Raw genomic sequence first — 19,524 nt, 5'->3', positions numbered from 1 at the left:
TGTCTGTCGCCCCCTCTCTTTGTCACTGGTGATAGTTACTGAAGGTCATAACCGAATTCAGTCTTAAGTACCGTTCTCAGCTGGCTGAGCGGAGGAATGACGCACCGCGTTGTTTTCATTTCGTCGTCAGGCTCGTCCTCTTCGTCAACCAGTGATGCCGAGTGGAAGCGAATGATCGAAGAACTTGCGAGACAGTCTTCGCCAAGGATCATCTTCATCCCGTCCCAGAAGTCGCGCCCCTTCCCTCCACGCAAATCCTGATTGCGCTGAAAAGCTGCAGCCATGTGCGAACGGGCGACGGTCGTTTCTTCATTCTCGGACAGATGGTAGAGGAAATAGTTCATGTCGCTATCCCGTCCTTCAATCCGCCCAAGCTCCAAGGCATTGATGAGCGCGTTCTGTGCCGGTGTCAGAGTTTCAAGGCGCTGCTGAGCCAGGGCATGAGTTTTCGGAGGCAATCGCAGATTGGACCACCTCGGAGAAGATGGTGCGCGGTTTGCAAGCTCAAACATCATGGCCTCCAGCCCGCCGCGTTCCATCTGCTCATCGATAGCAGCGAAATAACTGGCGTCGTTCTTCCGATGTTCCGCCACCTTCAGGATGAAATAGCGGCGACTGTCTCCATCGGAATCCACCGGTGCCACCCACTTTTCGTTCGAGGTGAAGATGAGCCGTGTGTAGTTGCTCATCTCTACAGCATCCTTACCCTTCTGCTCGATCATCTGGGTATCGGACGTGATCAGATGCTTAAGCGCGCTCGCAGCCTGCTTGTCGCCAGCCCAGAAACCTTCCTCGACAGCCATCAGCAGCTTGCCACTCATGTGGTGATTGAAACTGCCAACAAGGTGCTTCGTCTGGTTGATGGTGACGGAGTATGGGTCAACCAGGCGGGTGAGCCAATCGACGAACTTGGACTTACCAGTCCCCTTTCCGCCAATCAGTGCAACTGCTGAACCGGACTTGCGCCCAGGCTCCTGAACAAGCTGAGCCATCCAATCCATAAGCCAGGCAAAGTGCTCGTCGTTCCCGCTGCAGATGTTATCCAGAATGTGCGACTTGAACAGCCCCCATTCTCCTTCTACGGACTCTACGGAATATCCGGTCCATTCATTCAGCATATTGGAGTTGGCCTTGGACTCATCGGGCTCAAACTCGATACCGTCATAGCGTTCGCAATGCCGGGAATTCACGAAATACTTCGAAATGAAATTCGTCTTCCGGGTCCCGTCTTTCTCATACTCATAAGAGAACTGAGAGAGGTAATCGTGAAAGGCGGAGAGTGTCATGATCTCCATGTCTATTTTCCTCCGGCGGGCTTTTTCGCCATCACCATGTGCTTGCCAATTTTTACCATGCAGAAATGCTCTCCGAGCAATGCTGCCATTTCCTCGGGCTCCTCTTTCAGGCGCAGCTCTGCCATCAGGGGAAGAGCCCGCTTCGGAACATAAGCGTGGCGGGAACGAACAAAGGCTCTCGCTTTTTCGAGCTGCTCGGAGAGATAGCCATCAGTGGCATATCTCGTCTTGTTGCGCTCATTCTCGCAATCAGCATCGAGGATCAAAGGCATCGCAGTGTTAACGAACGTATCCGCCTCCGCGTTTGCGCCGAATTTCGTGAAGTAACGGCACATCGCAGTGTAAATGACGTTGTCAAACCCGCAGCCGTCGGGACCATCTCCCAGCTGGCTTTCCAACAAACTGGACCAGCTACCAGCAGCAAGCTGTCCCGCAGGTTTCCGCTGAACCTTATCGGCAGAACAGGTTGCCGAACTCGGGTCTGAGGACGGCTCACCCTCAGCGATCAGCTCCAAAAGCCAATCAGGAGCCTCTGCAATACCAACTTCTCCCGGACCACGCCCATGCTTAAATACATAGTAATTTCCACGAGGATGAAGGCTGCCCGCAGTAACAGCCAGCCCACCCTCACCACGAATATCGATCTTGGGTGCGATTTTGGAAGCGCTGTTCGGGACCTTCACGCCTTTGGGAGCACGCAAAATGATGTGCGAGCCACCCGATCCGGTTTCGATCTCGAGAGTTTCAGGCATATCTCCATGCTCGTGCAGCAGCTTTTCATAGGAATCAGCACCCTCAACTCCATCCAGATCAACGATGATAATGTTCGCCTGCCCGCCTGTTGCGATGGCAATGTTCTGACGCCCCTTGTGATTGAGAAACCACTTTCGTATTTCGATCTGATCGGTGGATGTATACTGCTGCCAACCACCCCGCTTGGGATGCTTGCCAGGAGAGGCACACGGCTCAAAAGGCGTACCTAACGCTTTGCTCTCTTTGAGTTCGCGATACTTGCAGCTACATCCGGCTTTCGTATCAACTCCCCATACAGGAAGGACCGGCACCTCCAGATCGGCAAGCCAGGCAGCATATCCGAGCGCTACTTCATTATGAGCTTTGATTGATGATGACGCACCGTCTGCCCCATTTCTGGCGACACTCTGAAAGCTGATGGGCAAATCTTCAAACAGTGCTAACTGCTGCATCTCAATTGCCTTATTCTCGTAGTTTACCCCACTACGAAGGGGGTTGGTTTTTTTAGACATGCCTTTCTGCGGCTACGCCGCTGCTGATTGTTGATGAAAAAACGTCAGCTACCCCTACGCGGCTACGCTCGAACCATGCGAGCAGGTCAGCAAAGGGATAGCGAACGGCACGACCGAACTTCATATAGCTCGGACCGCTGCCATCGTATCTCATTTTTTCGAGGAACTGCGTCGAGACATTCGTTATCTCGGCGGCTTCGCGAGTTGTGAGCATCTTGGGAATCGCGTGCTCAGCGCGGACATTCAACGGCATTAACGGATAACCTCCTTTCTAGCCGTTTCGAGGTCGATCACCATTGATCGACAGCCATATAATCCTACAATCTCTTACGCTTGTCCAATTTCAGCGCAAAGTTGGCAGGTTTTTCCATATCTGTCTGTTTCTTATACTGTTTTTGAAGTGACGAAGCTGCTCCAGCTGCACATCATTTCCATTCTTCGGTCAAAAAGATCGGACCGGGCGTAAGCTTTGATCACTGCATTTCCTTTTGAATGCGCTAAACAAGCTTCTGCAATATCTCCATTGCCCTGCAGGTACTCATCCACCCAATCACGAAATGACGATCTGAAACCGTGCACAGTCATTGTGGGGGTGGTTTTCGACTGCAGGTACTTGCACATAGTGGCGTCCGACATTGGCCTACCTCGCCTCATTCCCGGAAACACCAAGTTTTCATCCAACCCACGCTGCAAATCCAAGATGCGCCCCATCTCGGCAGTAATCGGAACTCTGTGCTCCTTACGCATTTTTGTGCGCTCAGCAGGTATCGTCCAAACATTGTCATTTATTTCTGACCAAAGCGCATGGCGCACTTCCCCAGATCGAGCCGCACTAAGAATTACGAACCTCAGCGCTGAAGCAGAAAACGCATCACTGTTCGTTAGCTGTTTATAAAATTCAGGAACGTCGCTCCATGGCATGGCATCAAAGTGCTTCCGCTGACTTCGAAGCCGTGGCAGCGTTTCTTTCAGCCCTAAGCAAGGATTGGCTTTCTCCCTATAACCTTTCGCGACAGCCCAATTAAAAATTTTGGAGCATCTTTGAAGCGTGCGATTGGCAGTTTCGTGCTTAGTTGACCAGATAGGTTCAATACATTTGCGCACAGCCGCAGAGTCGATCTCATCCAAGGGCTCACTACCAATAACCGGAAAACAGTAGGTCTTAAGAGTATTTCGCCACTGTTGCCTGTGCTTAGGATTGTCCCAAGAAGACTCTTGCTCTTCGATAAACTCCAACGCGCCCTGTTCAAAAGTAGGAATTCCTTTCGATTTCCGTCTTTCAGCAATGGGATCACCGCCGTTGCGTGCGATCTCAATTATTTCATCCCGCTTTTTTCGAGCTTCCGCTAGCGTAACGTATTTCAGACTTCCTATTCCGATGTCCCGACGAGCACGTCTGACGGTAGTTCTTACAACCCAATTTTTGGTGTTGGTTTCATGCACCACAAGCGTCAATCCACCGCCGTCATAGTATTTTCCCGGCGCGAGGTCTGATTTAACGAACTTTACATTCAGCTTATTGATTTGGCGCGCCATAATATCCCACATTTTTACCCACAATAGGTGGGATAAGATCATGGTATCGTATATAGCTCAGTGGGAGATGCGCGTCTATTGTCTCTGTTTTTATTACATAATATGAGACATCATACGACATCATAGGCCTGTCTTCTACGGACTTCCTCTCCGCCACCGCACATTGCCCAGTTATCATGAGCCACTGACTGCACGACTGATGGCCCGACCCAGAACGCGCGGGCTGACCGGCTTTGTGAGAAAGTAATTTGCCCCTTCCATCGTCATCTGCATGCGACTGCGTCGGTCACGTTTGTGAGAAAAGAAAATTACGGGCGTATTCCGGTCGATACCACAAGAGCCGTTGCGGATCGCATTCAGGAGATCTGGGCCCGAAATGGCGCCCATGTGCCAATCGGTGATCAACAGATCCGGCTGCACCTCTGACAACCGATTGAGTGCCTCCAATCCAGAATTCGCGACCTCCACGTCTTCTGCACCAATGGCGAGCAAGGTTTCCCGCTCGACCCCCAGAACGTGTGCGTCATCATCAATCAGCAAAATTCTGAGATGCGCGAGACCTGCCTGATCCTCAGGAATTTCTTCGGCGGGTAACGACAAGCTTTCATCGAGCAGGTTTGAGTCGATCAAACGCGAATCCTGAGGGCTCGGGCGCGGGACCTCTGCCACAAATTCCACGATGCTCTCAATGACGTCAGATATTGCGCCAATACTCTCCCGGCCCTTCCGCAACAGAGCTCTGGCAAGACGCTCCTCCAGGCGTGTCAGTCGTTGAGCAATTACGCGAAACCCCAGACAATGGGCAGACCCCGCCATGCGGTGCAGCTCTGACTGCAGTTCCCTGGCAAATTTTCGCGTATTGTCAGGACTGATTTGCGCGCAGCGAACCATTTGCATGATATTCTGCGTCTGATTTGGAAAGTCGTCGCAATAAGATGAGATGATCCGGACCACACCCTGAGTGTGTTGAGTACTCATTTCGAAACTCCAGGATTCTGGCTATCAGTGTTTTGATCAGGAAAGCGCACCAAGTCGCTTGTTGATCTGATATTTTTTCTCCAGGATGCCGAGCAGCACTCCAATGATCGCATCCGGCAGGACCGGCTTGCGTATCAGCTTGTTCACCCCGAAACGGTTGGCCTCCATCATATCCTGTCGGCTCCGCATGGACGTAAAGAACACAATCGGCGTGTCAGGATCGAGCTCTGTTTTACCGCGCCGGATTTGCTTTAGCAGGGACAATCCACTTACCGGCTGCATCATCCAGTCTGTGATAATGAAAGTCGGCTTGAAGGTTTCAATCGCCTCCAGGACTTCACTGCCCGATTCAGCCAGCAACAGATCCTCAACACCCATCTCACTGAGACTGCTCCCAATCAATTCTCGAAGATGAGGGTCATCATCTGCAAACAGGAACCGTTCGCGAGCAAGCATGCGGCTCTGTGCATTCTTTTGATCCGTATAGGCTTCAAGGTGCGTTTCCGCTTCCACCAATTCATCGAGCGCGCGCGAGCGCTGAAGCAATTTCGAGTTACGTGGACGTACATCGTTTCCGCTCAATGCGATCGTTGAGAGTTTTGGCAGCGCTCCCTTCAGATATGCACCGACATCACCATCGGGGTCATTCAGGCCACAGAGCACTTCAGCATCGAGCGCCTCAAACTCTCTCCCCAGAGCTCTGAATCCCATGCAGTACGCCGTACCGGACATCCGGTGCAGCTCATTGTGAAGCCGCTCCAGAGTGCCAAAGGAGGACGCATCACCCGCCGACAACCCTGCATTGATTTCTGAAATCAGATCGGAAATCTGAACTGAAATATCATCGCAATACCGGGACACAACGTCCAACATAGCGGCATTTTCGTTCATCATTTTTGCTATCCCCATCAGTTGATGACCAGCGACAATAACGATATCAAGTTAATTAACGAAAAAGGTAAAATCTAAAATGAATAAACACAAGCAATAACCCCTAAACTACTTTCTCGTTAAATTTACCTCCCTTTTCCATAATTTATGGCTGTCGAACATTCATTTATCACACCTTTATGTTCATTTTCCGGAAAGGTTTTAAAATTTGCGATTAACAAATCTGTATTACACGTCACAATGGTTAATCCATGAATGTGGAGATCGGTGTACGAATGGAGAAAAGCTTCAGCCAGTCCCTAAGGGGTAAAATTATTGCGCTATCTCTCGTTGTTGCACTGATCGCATCAGGCGCAATCTTCATCGCTTTTGACAGCAGCACGAAAGCAGAAAGACTGGCAAATGAGCGAAGACAGGACGCCCTCTCTGCAGAGTCTGACATCATTGCCATTCGGCTCCGGGAAGCTTTCGCCGGCATGTCCAATGACCTTGAGATACTGGCAACGGCAGCCAGGCTGGAATTCAACAACCAGTCTTCGGGAAATGAACACGAAGACCACTCGCACACAAAACTACAAGAGCTGTTCGCCACGCTTCTACAAACTCGGCCGAAATACACTCAGATCCGCCTGATTGAGTTGGATGAGACAGGTAAGGAGCTTGTTCGGGTCAACCGGACTGCAAATGGAACAGAAACGGTTCCCAGAGCGGAGCTTCAGGAGAAGGGGAATGAACCCTATATGTCTCTCGCGAGACGCCTGCCCGCTGAAAGCTCAGCCCTTTCGCGCGTCACGCTGAATAGAGAACATGGTGAAGTTGACGCCAAGGAGACCCCGACCGTCCGCGCGCTTTTTCGCCTGAGCGTACCTGATGACACAGTCATTGTGATCAATGCGGACTATCGCGCGATTCTTCGTTCTTCTTTCGAAGACCACCCTCCTAAGTTTGACACTTTTATCGTCAATAGCGCCGGTGATACCGCGATATTCTGGTCGAAGACGAAAACCTTCAGCTTCACCTTCGCCGAAGATACCGATCCTGAAGTGGCAAACTTTCTGGTCGCCGCGCAGCAAAGCGATGACGATTTCGAAATACTTCGACAAGATGTTCTGAACAATCTCGATGTGCCGGAGTTTGCGACCGCAAACGACTTCACACTCGATATGTTTATGCGTTCACGCGCCGGAGATCAGACCCACGGAATTTTGCAAACCGAACTAAGCAACGCCGTACTGGCGCTTCTGATTATAACGGTATGTTTTGCGCTGGCCTGCCTGTTCGCAATCCGCCTGACGGCTCCTCTTCGACGCATGAAAAAGTCTCTTCAGCAACTCTCTCCCGAGGAATGGAGTTCAGGGGACACCATCCTTCAGCACGATCGCAATGACGAACTCGGCGAACTTGCCCAAACTTTCAACGCGCTGCTTTTCAAGCTGAGAAGCGACCAGGCTCGACTGCGCAATATTATCGATAACACAGTGGATGGCCTCATCGTCATCAATAGCCGCGGCATAATCGAGACCTTTAATCCCGCCTGTGAGGAGATTTTTGGTTATAAGGCCGAGGAGGTTCTTGGCCGCAACGTTGCCATTCTGATGCCAGACGGTGACCGACAGAGGCACCAGCAATACCTTCGCGACTATCAGGAAACCGGCAACGCCAAGATAATCGGAATCGGGCGAGAAGTCCGCGCCCTTACGAAATCCGGAGAAGAAATTACCATTGATTTGTCGCTGAGCGAAATCACGCAACAGAAAGAGCGCTCCTATTGCGGCATCATTCGTGACCTCACAGAGACCATCAAAACGCGAGAAGAATTGCGCCACCAGAAGCAGACACTCGAGTTCGCGCTCGAAAGTGGTGACTTAGGGCTATGGGACTGGAACGTCCTGGAGGGCCGGGTCGACTATTCTGAACAATCCGCCCGCATGATCGGCCTCAAACGGTCCGACCTTAAAAAGGATTTCTCGACCTGGGAAACCTATACGCATCCCAAGGATCTGATGCGCTCCAGCGTTCACATGAACCAGTTCACGGCCGGATTGACTGATAAATACAAGATGGAAGTTCGCATGCGCCACAAATCCGGAAAATGGATCTGGGTTCAGGCGAAGGGAAAAATATTTGAGCGAGACTCCAAAGGCATTCCCACCCGGATCGTCGGCGTGCACCAGGACATTACCGAACGAAAACGCTCGGAAATGGAAATCCTGGAACAAAACAGGCAGCTTGCGCTGGCTGAAAACGTCGCGAAGATGGGGCATTGGACACTGCGACTGAGTACGGGAGAAGTCGAGTGGTCCGACGGCATTTATGACATGCATGGATTACCGGAACTCGAATATCGCCCCAAGGACGGCACGATCACCGAATTCTGCTTCCCCGATGACTGCGAATACGTGGAACGCCAGACGAAAATTGCGATCGAGTCTGAAGAACCATTTGAATTTGAATTTCGGATTCAGACAAGAGATCAAGCCATTCGATATGTCCGGGCGAAAGGAGACTTTTTCAGGAATGAAAACGGCTCTAACCGAACAATGGCTTTTGGCATTCTTCAGGACATCACGGATGCCAAGATTGTCGCCCAGATGAAAAGTGAGTTCGTCTCAACGGTGAATCATGAAATTCGCACACCGCTCACTTCTATCTTCGGATCTCTGGATCTCCTGAAAAATCTGAGCTCAGGACAACTCGACGACAGATGCGAACGACTTATCACGCTCGCCTATGACGGTTGCGGACGTTTGAACAATCTCGTCGATGACATTCTTGATCTCGAGAAAATTGAGTCTGGCAAGATTGAATACCTTTATGAAATCGTAGACTTTGATGGCCTGGTCGAACACGTCGTCCAGCGACATGAAGCCCTTTCGGTGCGCTATGATGTAGATTTCAAACTCCAGACATTCACAGACAATGTGGCGGTAAATGTTGATCAGAACCGGTTCGCCCAGGCGCTCGCGAACCTGATGTCGAATGCTGCCAAATTCTCCCCCACGGGCGGACAGGTCGCCATTCGTACCGACCTGATCTCCGAGGCTTTTGTCCGCGTTTCCGTGATGGATAACGGCCCGGGAATTCCAGACAGTTTCCGGCATCGCATTTTCGAGAAATTCGCTCAGGCAGACGGCTCCAGCAAACGGACAGCGTCTGGTACCGGCCTCGGTCTCAGCATCACAAAATCCATCATTGAAGCGTTTGGCGGCCAGGTGAGCTTCGAAACAAGCGCCAAGACCGGAACAACATTCCATTTGGATATTCCTGTCGCCGAACGCGCAAGAAAAGCCGGGTAACCGCAAAGCAGAATAGCCACAGGGAATGGGCACATAAGGAGGAACCAGAATGGCGAAACAACTGAAACGGATCCTGTATCTCGAAGACGACGAACATATTTCGGAAATCGCGCAGCTTTCGCTTGGTCTTAATCCGGAGCTGGAGGTACGACACTGCGAACGTGGTGCAGATGCCATCGCGAAGTTTTCCGACTTTCGGCCAGACCTTCTGCTCTTCGATGTCATGCTTCCCGACATGGATGGCGTTGAGACCCTGGCAGAAATCCGCAAACTTCCTGGCGGTGAAGATACCCCTGTTATTTTCATGACCGCAAAAGCACAGACGCATGAACAATCCCAGTACCTCGGCAATGGCGCGCTCTCTGTGATCGTAAAACCTTTCGACGCATTCAACCTTCCCAATCAACTCAACGATATCTGGGAAAAGAATGATGCGCCGGCCCATCAGAACTGAGTGCTCCAATGGATATGCGTGTCATGATGAAGGCGGTCGACCCACAGGAAATAGTCTACCGATACTGGGATAATCTGCCTGCCGAAATGCGGAAGATCGCAGAACTACTGGACCATGCTATTTCGGCAAATAGTCAGTCCGAACGCTCCCTTTCCGAACTACATGCAGAAATCCACCGTATGAGCGGCGCGGCGTTATGCATGGGGTATCAGCATATCGGTCGTAAGCTGGGAAAAATGGAGACGATGCTGGATGACTTACGGTCATCAGAGCAGAACAACGCCAGCAGAAAACTGAAATCCATCACCGAGCTGTTTGCGTCCGTTGCACGCATCCGTCAGCAAACATCGCCGCTCAACTCATCTCTCTTGTCTGCAAACCCGGCCAAGCCAGCGGTCGACTCCCTGCTTCAGAAGCTTTCCTCGACAGCCAAGGACAGACAAGAGACCCTTGCCGATCAACGCATTCTGTTTGCGGATGATGACCTGTCTACGCGTATGCTGATGCGAGAAATTCTGGTTTCACTGGGAATCCCGAACGTTGCCACCGTTGCCAGCGGCACTGAGTTGCTGGACCTTTCTCGTCAGTTCCAACCGAGCATCATCATATCAGACTGGTATATGGAGCCATTAAACGGACTTGAGCTTCTCAAGATCATCCGAAATGGTGAAACCCGCATTCCGAGTGATATCCGTATTGTGTTCCTGACCTCAAAGAATACGCTTGGCCATCTTCAGGAAGCCGCTGATGCCGGAGTCAGTCACTTCCTCGTCAAACCCTTCTCCACACGTCAGGTTCAAGTCGCGCTCACAACTGTTCTGACCCAGCAGCGCTCTGATGAGTTGCCCGATATACTCGATTGATCACGGCAATTTCAAAGTTTAACTGCCCACCTGAGCAAAAAGACGTCACACCGCGATGCAGCGCAACGTTCGGCACATCAGCTTAAGGATCAGATTTTTGCAAACCTGCTCCAGAATTTCGGCTGCCTGAGCCGTTCTAATTTAAATGGACCGCGGGAGGGGCATGTCTGAGGATGTTGACACAGAAGTTCGACAAGGAACGCGCAATGTTCTCAAGCTCAACAAGCTCCATAGGCTTCTGGATATACCCATTTGCGTGATTCTCATAACAGATCTGGATGTCGCCATCATTGTCTGAACTTGAGAACATGAAGACCGGAATGGCTTTCAGCCGCCAGTCCGCTTTCATCGCAATCAGAACGTCAAAACCGTTCATTCCGGGCATATTGATGTCGAGTAAACACACCTGAGGGCGTGGCGCATCCGCGTGCTCGCCCTGCCTCAAAAGGAAGTCTAGCGCCTGCTTTCCACCGGAACACGCATGAATGGTCAACTCGTCAGACACGTTTTTAAAAACCATTTTCAGCAAACGGCGATCGGCAGGGTTATCGTCGACAATCAAAACATCCATCACTTTTCTCCCTATGCGGCTTCAGCTAGTGGACTTTCAAAAAATCAGTTTCCTCGATTGGTCACAGCTCTTTGTCCGACGGCTCGTCAATCGGCCTATGTCAGCCGTACGGGCTTTTAAGTGGATGAAGCGTCGCCATTACACGGACCGGCTTCGGCTAAATATCCTCACGCTCTTTTTTGTCGCTCTCCAACATGTTCGCTTTCGGCTGAAGTATCATCGTGCGCTGTATCCACCTTCCATCATACCCCTCAGCCCGATTTCCTATTCAAACATGCAGGCATTCCGAGTTCAGTGTATTCTGATGTTATTTCTAAATGTGTTCAACCCTTGCTTTTATTTATTTTTTCCGAGCCGTAAATTAATTCGTTTTGTTTCTAATTTTATGTCTGTGTTTGATCAGCAGCCAGACGCGTCATTCATGCGCAGAACTCATAAGTGACTTCACTTCTGCATCAATTGTTTCTGGCGCCTCAAGGGTCACATCCGAAGAGAAGGACCGGATGCTCGCTCGATCAATATCGCCAAGCCTCCTCCCCCACCCCGGCGATGAAGCTGAACAGTCCGGTCCTCACCCAACAGCCGGCGTAGCGACGCCGAAAAGAAAGGATGAACCGCATGTTACTCGAAGAGACCTATACACTTTCCAATGACGTCAAAATTCCGAAGATCGCTCTTGGCACCTGGATGATTGACGATGACAAAGTCGCAAATGCCGTGATTGAGGCCGTCAAACTGGGCTATCGTCACATTGATACTGCGCAGGCTTATGGCAATGAGCGCGGCGTAGGCGACGGCATTCGCAATTGCGGCCGGGCGCGGGAAGACATCTTCCTGACGACCAAGCTCGAAGCAGACATCAAGAACTACGATGACGCCAAAGCTGCCATTCAAGGATCTCTCGATAAACTCGCACTCGACTATATCGACCTGATGATCATCCACAGCCCTCAGCCATGGGCGCAATTCAACACCGACGATCGCTTCTTCGAAGGCAACCTGGAAGCTTGGAAAGCGCTGGAAGAATACTATGACGCCGGAAAAATCCGCGCCATCGGCGTTTCAAACTTCCAGAAGGAAGACCTGGACAACCTGCTCGACAACGCAGCGACAAAACCAATGGTCAATCAGATCCTTGCGCATGTCAGTAACACGCCATTTGATCTGATCGACTATGCTCAGGACAAAGGCCTTGTCGTGGAAGCCTATTCCCCGATCGGTCACGGCAAAATTCTCGACAATCCGCAGATCAAGGCGATCGCAGAGAAATACGGTGTCAGCGTCCCTCAACTCTGCATCCGATACACGCTGCAACTCGGCTTGCTGCCGCTTCCGAAAACAGCAAATCCGGATCACATGAAAAGCAATGCTGATGTCGATTTCGAAATCTCCGAAGCTGACATGGATACGCTGAAAAATATCGATCCGATCGAGGATTATGGCGATGCGAGCGCCTTCCCGGTATTCGCAAAATAAGACAGTTTTCGGGAGTGCACTCCGTTCCATTCCGAAATCAAAAAAAGCCCGCAGTTTCGACTGCGGGCTTTCTTTGTTCTGGAAACAGCGTGATTAGAGGAACTGTCCATTATCGACCTGGATGACCTGGCCGGTCACGGCACGCCCCATTTCTGATGCGAGATAAAGCGCAGCATATGCCTGATCAATCGGCTGTGTCGAAGGCACGGAGGTGTTTGTATACTTGTCGGAAAACTCCAACATCTCACCACCACCTTCCTGTTCACCCGCAGCCCATGCACGAGCAGCGTCGGTATCGGTTACGCCAGGTGCAATCGCATTGCACCGAATATTGGTGCCCGAAAGCCGCATAGCGATGTTCAGGGTCATGGTGTTGATACCGCCCTTGGTGGATGTGTAGGCGACGCCGCAAATCGGTGTCGTGCCATTCACGGACGACACGTTGATAATCCGACCCTCATTACGAGGCATCATGTGCTTCACGGCTTCACGGCAAAAGCGGAATGGACCAGCCAGATTGATCTGCAAGATCTCGTTGAAATGTTCTGTCGATGTTTTTTCGATGGCGTACATTTCGCCGACACCAGCATTGTTGACCATGATATCCACCTGACCGAAGGTTTCTATCGCTTTCTCAAACACACGCTCGGGCGCATCCGGGTCAGCATTGTCGCCGACAATGCCAATAACGCGCTGACCGTCTTTCGACATCTCCGCCACGGCCTGATCAATTTCTTCCTGATCGCGCGCCGTGATCACGACGTTCGCGCCTTCCTGAAGATAGAGCTCTGCGATGGCGCGTCCGATACCCTTGGTGGCGCCCGTAACAATGGCCGTCTGGCCTTCAAGCATTTTCGCTTTCATTTCTGATCCTCTTTCAAAATTAGATACAGCTGTCTCGTCATGCGCAGAGCGCATGCCGAACGACTGGTTGGTGGTGAAAACTCGGAGCGATGCTCCGTCTTATGCTAGCGAGGTTTTACCTGCACGGTGGCGCCTCTCGCTCGATCTGAAATCATGGGAGTCAGATAGCTGCTGTCCGCATATTTGCTCTTGTAGACCTCATCGATCCTATCGTTCAGAGCGTCACTCACCATGGGCTCGAAGGTGACATCAAACGTTTCGCCGGTAAGCTCAATCTGCCCTTCTTTCTGTGAAACGGCAGCCTGATACCAACTGGATCCCTGACCACTAAACGCACGGATGAACAGCCCACCGTCTGTGACCACTGACCAGATATAAGTCGGTGTGCCAGGCGTTTTGCCATCCGCCCGGTATGGGGCGACGTGAAAGTCATTTGCCTCCGCAAATGCGGTGAGTTGTTCGTCTGACCAAGTCAATGTGAACCTCCCAAATCCAGATATCCATCTTCCGAGGCACGGATCGCCACGGAACTCTGCAGGAGATATGGGACGGACTGCTGTCAGAGATTAGCGGCTATGAAAGCATCGTTAGCATGAACGAAATTCATCAATCTGGACGGAACCTAAACGATCATCGCGTTATTACAGCAGAGCTGAATTTCAGAGCCGATCTCAATCGGCAATTCTGATCCTGCACATGCCGGCACCGCAATGGAGAAAGTCTGATCACCAATGGTTAGGTTCAGTCCTACGCCAGCCGTCCCTGACATCACATCGGCACCTTGGACGAGCGCACGCACATTAACACCCCAGCCAAACACTTTGGCATCGGGGCAAACCAGCATTATCTCAGCGCGCGGAAGCATGAGACGTACGTCAGATCCCTGCGGCGCAATGCTGCTTGCTACATCAAGGTACTGGCCATTTATGAGAAGCCTGCTGCTGCCAGCCTGCATATCATGATGGATCAACTCCGCATCCAACACGATATATCCAGAGGGTTCATGTCCGTCCCCCGACTGAGTGAGAACCTCACCGGTGTCGCCGGAGACAACAGAACCATTCTCCTTGAAAACGACCGTCTCTTCACACAGCGCGACAAGATCGCGAACATCATGCGAAACAAGAATGAAGCGTTGCGCGCGCGAACGCGTCAGTTTTCGCACCAGCTCAATAGCGCGCACACGATTGACCGCATCCATTCCCACAAAGGGCTCGTCCAGCAAGATGAGACGACTTTCTGATATCAAGGCACAGGCGAGCGCCACACGCTGCTTCTCACCACCCGACAATTGGCCCGGTCGTTGATCAAAGAGATGCTCGAGTTTCAGCTCCTCTTCAATGAGCGCCCGGTCGGTAGAAAAGACGGAGGACCGTCCCGCGCCGCGCGCTGCAAAATTGAGGTTCTGCTCGACCGTCAGATGCGGCATGAGACGCCCATCCTGAAACACTCTGGCGACACGCCTCTTATGCTGAGCCAGATTGCAGTTTTGATCTGAATCGAACCAGATCGCCTGTCCGGATTTGATCTGCCCCCGCTCCGGGTGTTTTACACCTGATATGAAGTCAAGCAGGGTTGTTTTGCCGACACCGTTCGCACCGAACAGGCCGGTGCCTCGCGCAGCGAATGCCAGGTCGAAATCAAATTGGCTCTGCGGAAGCCTGTGGGAGACCTCAACACGCAATATCGCTTCACGCCCCGACATATTGCCCCCTCCGCCGGTTCAGAAGAAACACCAGAAACAGGATCGTGAAAGATAGTCCCAACAGAATGAGCGACAGCATATTTGCCTGTCCGTAGGATGTCGCTTCGACATGCTCATAGATGGCTATGGACACAACCCGGGTTTCCCCCGGAATGTTTCCACCGACCATGAGGACCACACCAAACTCACCAATCGTGTGCGCAAACGTCAGCACACAGGCCGTCAGGACGCTGCGCCACGCGACCGGAATGGCGACGGTGAAAAATGCCTTCAACGGCCGCACACCATAGCTATACGCAAGCTGCATCGGCTTTCTGGCATCACGTTCAAAACCCGTCTGAAGCGGCTGGATCATGAAAGGCAAGGAATAGAAAAAGGACGCGATTACCAGCCCCCAGAATGAGAAGCTCAGGCTCTCCCCTGTGACGGTGACCCAGATCCTTCCAACTGGAGACTCAGGGTTCAGCAGGATCAGAATGTAGAACCCTATGACGGTCGGCGGCAGCACCAATGGCAGAGCCACCACCGCTTCAATGACAGGCTTGATCGGGGTCTGCGTCCGGGCGAGCCACCACGCGAGTGGGAACCCAGCAGCCAGCAACATGAGCGTCGTCGCGAATGCGAGTTGGAGTGTCAGCAGAAGCGCGAAGACGTCGTCACTTGCCACGAGGCTTGTATCCAAAGCTTTCAATGGTTGCCTGCGCCCGGTCCGAAGCCAGGAACGACATGAAGGCTTCTGCTGCAGCGTTGCCCTCACCTCTTTTCAAAAGAACCGCGTCCTGGAGGATAGGCGCATAGAGTTCAGCAGGGACAGTCCAATAATGTCCTCGTGCCGGCGCGTCGGCAGAAATGATTTGGGACAAGGCGACAAACCCAATGTCGGCATTCTTCGTATCGACGAGGATAAATGCCTGAGCGACGTTTTCACCGGTTACGATCTTTGAACGCAGCGCGTCGTCCAGATTTGCTGCTTTCAGGGTTTCCATCGCAGCGCGCCCATATGGTGCAAGCCTTGAGTTCGCCAGCGCAATGTGGTGGACGTCGTCGCTCAGAAGCCGGTCGATATCGAAGCTATCAGCGGCACTCGATTCCCATAGCGCGAGTATCCCTGTCGCATACGTAAAGGCAGCATTTCCCGATGCGTATCCTGCCTCAACGAGCTTTTGCGGCCTTTCCTGATCGGCTGCCAGAAACGCGTCAAACGGTGCGCCATGCGTGATCTGCGCATAGAGTTTCCCAGTTGAGCCGATGACAATGCGTACCGTATGTCCGCTCTCTTCCTCAAAGGTCTCAGCGAGCGCCTCAACTGGTGCTTTGAAGTTTGCGGCGACAGCTATCGTCGCGGTTTCCGCGCCTGCAGATATCCCCAAAAGCCCCAATAGAGCGGAAGCAATGGCGTAAACACTCAAAACAGTTCCCCCGTCAGAAGAACGGATACCTGATCGCCCGACGAAACAGCAGTTGCTTCAACCGGGCGGCGGATCAGGGCATTTGATTTTGCCAAAACGCTGATGTTTCCACTGTCTTGAGAAGCGAAAGGCTCGACGACCAGAGTGCCATGATCGTCAATCCACGCCAAAGCTCGCATCAGATGTTCGCGGCGCCCGTTTGCTTTCAGGTCGACACGGCACAAAGCATTGCGTTCCTGCAGTGGTTTTGTCCCCGACAGGAATGGCAGAAACAACTGTGCGCAGACGAAAGATGAGGCAGGGTTTCCGGGCAATCCAAGTACAACCTGCGTACCTCTCTTAGCCAACCAGGTTGGCTTCCCCGGACGCACAGCCACACCAGAGAACTGGATACCGAAACCAGCATCCGTAAAGCATGGCCGCATCAGATCATGATCTCCGACGGATGCACCACCTACAGTCAGGATGAGGTCGGCACTGTCGGAAAGCTCTTCAATCGCCCTGGAAATGTCCGTTCTGGAATCGCTGACAAACCTTGTCGCCACGACGTCACAACCATGCGAGCGAAGCAGCCCGCTCAAGCCATATGAATTCGACTCGGGGATAGCGCCCGGTGTCAGATCCTGCCCCGGTGACTGGAGTTCGTTGCCATTCATCAGAATAGCTGCGCGCAAAGGCGCATAAACCTCAAGGTTTCCAACATTGGCTGCCGCAATCAGAGACAACGCTGCCGGGGTCAACAAAGCACCCTCACCTATCAGCTCATCATTCCGAGCAAAGTCACTGCCCTTGCGCCGCACAAATTCTGCGTCCGCATACCCGAGCTCGGTGATGATCTGATCGCCTGATCGTGTGACATCTTCCTGAATGACAATATGATCGCTCCCTTCAGGAAGCGGCGCGCCGGTAAAAATCCGCATACACTCGCCAGCAGAAATCGCTTTGTCCGGCATTTGTCCGGCGGCAACTTCGCCAATCACCTTTAGCTTTGCATTCGCATCAACAACGTCCGCCAGTCTGACGGCATACCCATCCATTGCTGACAGATTTGAAAAAGGTCGATCCACGTCCGCAAATACGGGTTTGGCCAGGATGCGCCCTGCCGCATCTTCCAGCGCAATCTCGACAGCGGTTTTGAGCAGTTCGTGTTCGGCGGCAATTTTCTGCGCTTCTTCGAGTGAAATCAGCGTCATGTTCGATCCTGACGCTTATAGTCACCGGACTTACCACCGGTTTTCTCATCGAGCTGTATGGCCGTGATCACCATAGACTTATCGACCGCTTTCAACATGTCGTACAATGTCAGACAAGCAACACTAACAGCCGTCAGTGCCTCCATCTCCACGCCGGTTTTGCCCTGCGTTTTCACAAGAGCCTCAACCTTGTAGCCTGACCTGTCAGCCATTGGCTGAATATCCATTTCACATCCGTTGATTGGCAAAGGATGGCACAGCGGAATAAGGTCCGAGGTGCGTTTGGTGCCCATGATGCCGGCAAGTCGCGCGACCATCAGTGCATTGCCTTTTTTATTGTTTGGGTCCTGAGCCAGATCAAACGCGTCCGCAGACATCAGGACGGCACCTGACGCAACCGCAATGCGTTGCGTTTCGGACTTCCCGGACACATCCACCATATGCGGATGCCCGTCCTCGTCGAAATGGGTCAATTTCGACATGACTATTTCTCCCCAAGTCGAGGCATGATCTCAACAAAGTTGCAGGGTTTGTGCCGGCTATCCAGCTGAGATGAAATGACCTTATCCCAGCCATCTTTGACCGCGCCATTCGATCCCGGGAGACAGAAGACAAACGTTTCTTTTGCCAGCCCAGCCAGAGCGCGCGACTGCAATGTCGACAGGCCGACGCTTTCAAAGCTCACCATGTGGAAGATGACTGAAAAACCATCAATCACCTTGGTAAGGAGTGGACGAACCGCTTCCGGCGTTACATCTCGTCCCGTCAGCCCTGTTCCGCCTGTCGTAATGATGACGTCGATTTCGGGTGTATCGATCCAGGCCTGTACGCGCGCGCGTACTGCGCTGATATCATCTTTGACGATGGCACGATCAGCCAGCTTATGTCCCGCTGCTTCAATACGCTCTGCAAGCAACTGGCCAGAGGTATCGGTCTCCAGAGTACGCGTATCGCTGACCGTCATCACCGCGATGCGAACGGGTTGGAAAGTCAGATTTTCATTTATGCCGGCCATACGCGCCCCCTCATCCCGTCAGGTCCACCGTTTTTGATCTTCATAGTCTTCCCGTCTGGGTTCGATCCAGTTCGCGCCATCAGACGTGATTTCCTTTTTCCAGAACACAGCCTCAGTCTTGAGATAGTCCATGACAAAGTCAGCCGCCTCAAACGCAGCGCGCCGGCGCTTTGACGCCGCCGCTACGAAGACAATCGCTTCGCCCGACAGAATGCGTCCAATGCGATGACGAACCCGCAGACCTGTGAGCGGCCAACGTTTCATAGCCCGATCAAGTGCCGCCTGAATTCCGTTCTCCGTAAGGGGCGAATATGCCTGAAGCTCCAATGCTATCACATTGGATTCCTTCGTATTTGGCCGAACATATCCTGAAAACGACACCACACCACCTGCGCCATCCATGTCGGCCTCGAAAGCCGATAGCTCATCCCCTGGATGGAACAATTCAGACGATATCCGTATCATCAACCGCCACCGACTGGCGGCAGAAAAGCAACTTCATCTGCATTCGACAAATCAGCATTTTCCTGAGTGATCTGCGCATTTATCGCAATCCGGTTTATCGACAGCAAAAGCTCGCCATCGGTCTGAAACTCGCTGTCGAGCCATTCGCGTAAGCTTTGGGTATCTCTAACATGATGAGGAAGATCCAACTCTCGTTCATCAAACCCAATGAGTTCGCTCAAACGTCCAAAGAACAGAATTCTCGCCAT

The 19,524-nt window shown here is 52.2% G+C and carries 21 protein-coding genes; 4 read left to right on the top strand and 17 right to left on the bottom strand.

What is annotated here, in order from left to right:
* Window positions 1–35: 35 nt before the first annotated feature.
* The 6 genes from ACFQDM_RS16905 to ACFQDM_RS16880 all read right to left on the bottom strand — a co-directional run bounded on the left by ACFQDM_RS16905 (window position 36) and on the right by ACFQDM_RS16880 (window position 5,968).
* Window positions 36–1,295: a primase-helicase family protein gene (locus ACFQDM_RS16905; protein WP_377381181.1), complete on the bottom strand. Its 1,260-nt coding sequence runs from the start codon at window positions 1,293–1,295 to the stop codon at window positions 36–38.
* A gap of 2 nt (window positions 1,296–1,297) precedes the next feature.
* Window positions 1,298–2,560 (bottom strand): bifunctional DNA primase/polymerase, encoded by a 1,263-nt coding sequence (locus ACFQDM_RS16900; RefSeq protein WP_377381178.1) that lies wholly within the window; start codon window positions 2,558–2,560, stop codon window positions 1,298–1,300.
* A complete protein-coding gene (locus tag ACFQDM_RS16895; protein ID WP_377381176.1) occupies window positions 2,553–2,813 on the bottom strand; it encodes a helix-turn-helix domain-containing protein in 261 nt (86 codons plus the stop codon). Before ACFQDM_RS16895 ends, ACFQDM_RS16900 begins: the two co-directional genes overlap by 8 nt.
* Before the next feature lie 131 nt (window positions 2,814–2,944).
* Window positions 2,945–4,096, bottom strand: a complete 1,152-nt coding sequence (locus tag ACFQDM_RS16890; RefSeq protein WP_377381175.1) for a tyrosine-type recombinase/integrase — start codon at window positions 4,094–4,096, stop codon at window positions 2,945–2,947.
* 174 nt (window positions 4,097–4,270) lie between these two features.
* Window positions 4,271–5,074, bottom strand: a complete 804-nt coding sequence (locus ACFQDM_RS16885) for a response regulator (protein WP_377381173.1) — start codon at window positions 5,072–5,074, stop codon at window positions 4,271–4,273.
* A gap of 36 nt (window positions 5,075–5,110) precedes the next feature.
* Window positions 5,111–5,968 carry a response regulator gene (locus ACFQDM_RS16880; RefSeq protein WP_377381171.1) on the bottom strand — a complete coding sequence of 286 codons (858 nt, stop codon included), beginning with the start codon at window positions 5,966–5,968 and terminating at the stop codon, window positions 5,111–5,113.
* A 248-nt stretch (window positions 5,969–6,216) separates the two neighbouring features.
* On the opposite strand from ACFQDM_RS16880, the gene ACFQDM_RS16875 reads away from it, so the two are divergent.
* From ACFQDM_RS16875 to ACFQDM_RS16865, 3 genes are read left to right on the top strand one after another with little or no spacing between them, the layout of a single operon-like run.
* Window positions 6,217–9,261: a PAS domain S-box protein gene (locus ACFQDM_RS16875; protein WP_377381168.1), complete on the top strand. Its 3,045-nt coding sequence runs from the start codon at window positions 6,217–6,219 to the stop codon at window positions 9,259–9,261.
* Between the two features lie 49 nt (window positions 9,262–9,310).
* Window positions 9,311–9,715 (top strand): response regulator, encoded by a 405-nt coding sequence (locus ACFQDM_RS16870; protein WP_377381165.1) that lies wholly within the window; start codon window positions 9,311–9,313, stop codon window positions 9,713–9,715.
* An 8-nt stretch (window positions 9,716–9,723) separates the two neighbouring features.
* Window positions 9,724–10,578, top strand: coding sequence for an ATP-binding response regulator (locus ACFQDM_RS16865; protein ID WP_377381163.1), 855 nt, complete (start codon window positions 9,724–9,726; stop codon window positions 10,576–10,578).
* A gap of 136 nt (window positions 10,579–10,714) precedes the next feature.
* Here ACFQDM_RS16865 and ACFQDM_RS16860 read toward each other — a convergent pair whose 3' ends face one another.
* Entirely contained in the window at window positions 10,715–11,149 is a 435-nt protein-coding gene (locus ACFQDM_RS16860) for a response regulator (RefSeq protein WP_377381160.1), read from the bottom strand.
* Between the two features lie 618 nt (window positions 11,150–11,767).
* Here ACFQDM_RS16860 and ACFQDM_RS16855 point away from each other — a divergent pair.
* Window positions 11,768–12,625, top strand: coding sequence for an aldo/keto reductase (locus tag ACFQDM_RS16855; protein WP_377381157.1), 858 nt, complete (start codon window positions 11,768–11,770; stop codon window positions 12,623–12,625).
* Between the two features lie 93 nt (window positions 12,626–12,718).
* On the opposite strand, the gene ACFQDM_RS16850 is transcribed toward ACFQDM_RS16855, so the two are convergent.
* The 10 genes from ACFQDM_RS16850 to moaD form a co-directional block, all read right to left on the bottom strand.
* Window positions 12,719–13,489 carry an SDR family NAD(P)-dependent oxidoreductase gene (locus ACFQDM_RS16850; RefSeq protein ID WP_377381154.1) on the bottom strand — a complete coding sequence of 257 codons (771 nt, stop codon included), beginning with the start codon at window positions 13,487–13,489 and terminating at the stop codon, window positions 12,719–12,721.
* Window positions 13,490–13,593: 104 nt separating this feature from the next.
* Window positions 13,594–13,965, bottom strand: coding sequence for a DUF2255 family protein (locus tag ACFQDM_RS16845; RefSeq protein WP_377381151.1), 372 nt, complete (start codon window positions 13,963–13,965; stop codon window positions 13,594–13,596).
* A 146-nt stretch (window positions 13,966–14,111) separates the two neighbouring features.
* Entirely contained in the window at window positions 14,112–15,194 is a 1,083-nt protein-coding gene (locus ACFQDM_RS16840; RefSeq protein ID WP_377381147.1) for an ATP-binding cassette domain-containing protein, read from the bottom strand.
* The gene (gene modB, locus ACFQDM_RS16835; protein ID WP_377381144.1) at window positions 15,181–15,861 is read right to left on the bottom strand and encodes a molybdate ABC transporter permease subunit; all 681 of its coding nucleotides are present in this window, start codon (window positions 15,859–15,861) and stop codon (window positions 15,181–15,183) included. The genes ACFQDM_RS16840 and modB overlap by 14 nt, the downstream gene beginning before the upstream one ends.
* Complete coding sequence (gene modA, locus ACFQDM_RS16830) at window positions 15,851–16,603, bottom strand: molybdate ABC transporter substrate-binding protein (RefSeq protein ID WP_377381143.1); 753 nt, start codon at window positions 16,601–16,603, stop codon at window positions 15,851–15,853. The genes modB and modA overlap by 11 nt, the downstream gene beginning before the upstream one ends.
* Window positions 16,600–17,796 carry a molybdopterin molybdotransferase MoeA gene (locus ACFQDM_RS16825; RefSeq protein WP_377381141.1) on the bottom strand — a complete coding sequence of 399 codons (1,197 nt, stop codon included), beginning with the start codon at window positions 17,794–17,796 and terminating at the stop codon, window positions 16,600–16,602. The genes modA and ACFQDM_RS16825 overlap by 4 nt, the downstream gene beginning before the upstream one ends.
* A complete protein-coding gene (gene moaC / locus ACFQDM_RS16820) occupies window positions 17,793–18,278 on the bottom strand; it encodes a cyclic pyranopterin monophosphate synthase MoaC (protein ID WP_377381138.1) in 486 nt (161 codons plus the stop codon). The genes ACFQDM_RS16825 and moaC overlap by 4 nt, the downstream gene beginning before the upstream one ends.
* 2 nt (window positions 18,279–18,280) lie before the next feature.
* Window positions 18,281–18,811, bottom strand: a complete 531-nt coding sequence (moaB, locus tag ACFQDM_RS16815; protein ID WP_377381133.1) for a molybdenum cofactor biosynthesis protein B — start codon at window positions 18,809–18,811, stop codon at window positions 18,281–18,283.
* 18 nt (window positions 18,812–18,829) lie between these two features.
* Entirely contained in the window at window positions 18,830–19,276 is a 447-nt protein-coding gene (locus tag ACFQDM_RS16810; protein ID WP_377381130.1) for a molybdenum cofactor biosynthesis protein MoaE, read from the bottom strand.
* Window positions 19,276–19,524 carry a molybdopterin converting factor subunit 1 gene (gene moaD / locus ACFQDM_RS16805; RefSeq protein ID WP_377381127.1) on the bottom strand — a complete coding sequence of 83 codons (249 nt, stop codon included), beginning with the start codon at window positions 19,522–19,524 and terminating at the stop codon, window positions 19,276–19,278. The genes ACFQDM_RS16810 and moaD overlap by 1 nt, the downstream gene beginning before the upstream one ends.

The sequence above is a fragment of the Ponticaulis profundi genome, from assembly GCF_042659465.1.
Classification (GTDB): domain Bacteria; phylum Pseudomonadota; class Alphaproteobacteria; order Caulobacterales; family Hyphomonadaceae; genus Ponticaulis; species Ponticaulis profundi.
Note: the sequence above shows the minus strand (reverse complement) of the source record. Positions and strands in the feature narration are given on the sequence as shown.